This window comes from Collimonas fungivorans (assembly GCF_028292705.1).
Taxonomy (GTDB): Bacteria; Pseudomonadota; Gammaproteobacteria; order Burkholderiales; family Burkholderiaceae_D; genus Collimonas; species Collimonas fungivorans_B.
Window position 1 is genome coordinate 1 of record NZ_JAQGLV010000382.1, and the last position, 2,657, is coordinate 2,657.

At 62.1% G+C, this 2,657-nt stretch carries 2 protein-coding genes and 1 pseudogene; all 3 read left to right on the forward strand.

Annotated features, from left to right (window positions below; genetic code table 11):
- A partial coding sequence (locus JWQ61_RS20960) for a disulfide isomerase (RefSeq protein WP_304362220.1) occupies positions 1–1,131 on the forward strand: 1,131 nt, incomplete at its 5' end.
- A 91-nt stretch (positions 1,132–1,222) separates the two neighbouring features.
- A complete protein-coding gene (locus JWQ61_RS20965) occupies positions 1,223–1,894 on the forward strand; it encodes a glutathione S-transferase (protein ID WP_304362221.1) in 672 nt (223 codons plus the stop codon).
- A gap of 116 nt (positions 1,895–2,010) precedes the next feature.
- A pseudogene (locus tag JWQ61_RS20970) lies at positions 2,011–2,657 on the forward strand (AMP nucleosidase); the annotation flags it as partial.

The following is a 2,657-nucleotide window of genomic DNA, read 5'->3' on the forward strand; positions in this document are numbered from 1 at the left end:
CTGACGCTCGGCATCAGCGCCAACCGGCCGGTCAAACAAACCTTGCAGGCCGCGCTCAGCGGCGGCAAGCTGAGCGCGGACGAGTGGCGCTTGCTGGCTTACTACTCCTGGGATACCGATGAACAGCAGCTGGTCAGCGGCAAGGAACTGGTGCCTGCCTTGAACAAGCTGGCGGCAGCCTGCCCGCCGGGCGACAGCGCCAATCGGCTGGCCCTGAGCGCGCTGGTGGCGGCCGCCACCAAGGGCGGTGATGCGGCAGCTGGCGTCGACAAAACGGCGGCGGCAGCGCAGCTGACCAAGGCGGTGAGCGATGTCCATACCGCGCGCGAGAACATGGATATCCTGACCAACTACCCGGCTGAGCTGGTGCAGCTGGCGACCGTGCCGAAATCGCCGTCCCGGACCAAGCTGATCGCAGCCTGGAACAGCGCCGTGCAGCGTTTGTCCGGCGACAGCACCTTGTCCAAGACCGATCGCCTGGGAGCGCTGGCGGCGCAAGTGTCGCTGGCCCGCATCGACACGCCGGACGGCGCGCTGGCGCCGGCCTTGCTGAAAGACGTGCGGCAGCGGGTGGCGCAAGCCGATAGCGCCACTACCGATGCCTATGAGCGGCAATCGGTGATCAATGCCGGCGCCCATGCCTTGAGCGACGCCGGTTTGCTGGACGATTCCGACAGCTTGCTGAAAGCCGAGCTGAAGCGTTCGCACGCGCCTTACTATTTCATGCTGAGCCTGGCGTCCAACGCCAAGAAACGTGGCGACAAGAGCGGCGCCGTCAACTGGTATGAACAGGCTTACCAGGCAGCGCAGGGACCGGCGACGCGCCTGCAATGGGGCGTGGCGTATCTGTCGGGCCTGCTGGAACTGGCGCCGCAAGATGAAGGACGCATAGAAAAGGTCGCGCATGGCGTGCTGCAGGAACTGGGCGGCACCCAGAATGCATTCTACGAGCGCAACCGTTCGGTGCTGGAACGCCTCGGGCAAAAGCTCAACGCCTGGAACGGCGACGGCAAACACCAGGCCGTGCTGGGACGGCTGCGGCAGCAGCTGGATACGGTGTGCGGCAAGCTGCCGGCGGCCGATGCGCAGCGCGCCACTTGCCAGGGTTTGCTGAGTCCGACGCGGGTTTAGGGAGCGTCAGCAAAAAAGGGATCATTGGCGGCAAATCGGTTACGCTAGCGGGATTGCAGTTCTTCCCTCCACCTGACCGGGCTTGCCGACCATGATCATCGTTCACCATCTCAACAATTCCCGTTCGCAGCGCGTACTGTGGCTGCTCGAAGAGCTGGGGCTGGATTATGAAATCAAGCCTTATCAGCGCGATCCCAAAACCATGCTGGCGCCGCCGTCGCTGAAGGCGGTCCATCCCTTGGGCAAATCGCCGGTCATCACCGACGGCGACAATACGATTGCCGAATCCGGCGCAATCATCGAATACCTGGTGCAGCAATATGGCGACGGCGGCCTGGTCCCGGCTGCCGGCAGCAAGGACCGTCTGCGCTACACCTATTGGCTGCATTACGCCGAAGGTTCGGCCATGCCGCCCTTGCTGATGAAACTGATCTTCGGCCGCCTGGGCCGGCCACCGATGCCGGCCCTGCTGCGGCCGTTGGCTCGTTCCATCGCCAACGGCGTGCAGCGCAACTATATCGATCCGCAACTCAAGACGCACCTGGATTTCCTGGAAAGCGAGCTCGGCAAATCGACCTGGTTCGCCGGCGAAGAATTCAGCGCCGCCGACATCCAGATGAGCTTCCCGCTGGAAGCATCGCAATCGCGCGGCGGACTGGATACCAGCCGGCCCAGGCTATTTGCTTTCCTGCAGCGCATCCATGCACGGCCGGCATATCAGCGCGCGATCGAAAAGGGCGGCAAATACGATTTGCTCAAGTAAGGCTTAGTTCCCATTCTCGCGCCAATCCCAGTAGAATTGAAATGTAAGGTCTGGATAAATATGTCCGGACCATGACGCCGGCTAGCCTGGCGTACAGATATCGCTACGGAGATTCAATGTTCCCGACTGAGCAATTCACCGACCCCCATGCCGCCGTCGCCCGCGTGCATGAAATCTACGAACATCACACCGCCTTGCTGCGCGAGGCTTTCAAGCGCTTTGCCAACGGCGAAGTGATGACCGAGCGGGTGCGCGCCTGCTATCCGTTTGTGCGGGTGACGACTGAATTCAATACCCGGGCCGATACCCGCCACTCCTTCGGTTTTGTGTCCGGTCCCGGTGTCTTTGAGACTACGCTGACGCGGCCGTCGCTGTACACCAACTACCTGGTCAGCCAGTTCAAGCTGCTGCGCGATAACCATGACGTGCCGCTGGAAATCGGCGTTAGCGACATGCCGATCCCGGTCCATTTCGCCTTCCCGGAAGGTATCCACGTCGAGGGCAATCTCGACCCCGACCATCTGCGCACCTTGCCGGATGTGTTCGACCTGCCGAACCTGGCGACCATGGATGACCGCATCGTCAACGGCACCTTTGAAGAACTGCCGGGCGATCCGCATCCGCTGGCCTTGTTCACTGCGCCGCGCATCGATTATTCGCTGCACCGGCTGAAGCACTATACGGCGACCTCGCCCGACCGTTTCCAGCGCTACGTGCTGTTCACCAACTACGCGTTCTACGTCGACGAATTCATCCGCATGGG

Bases quoted from the DNA above. Each gene is read 5' to 3' on its own strand.
- JWQ61_RS20965 (WP_304362221.1), top strand. From the start codon at position 1,223: ATGATCATCGTTCACCATCTCAACAATTCCCGTTCGCAGCGCGTACTG.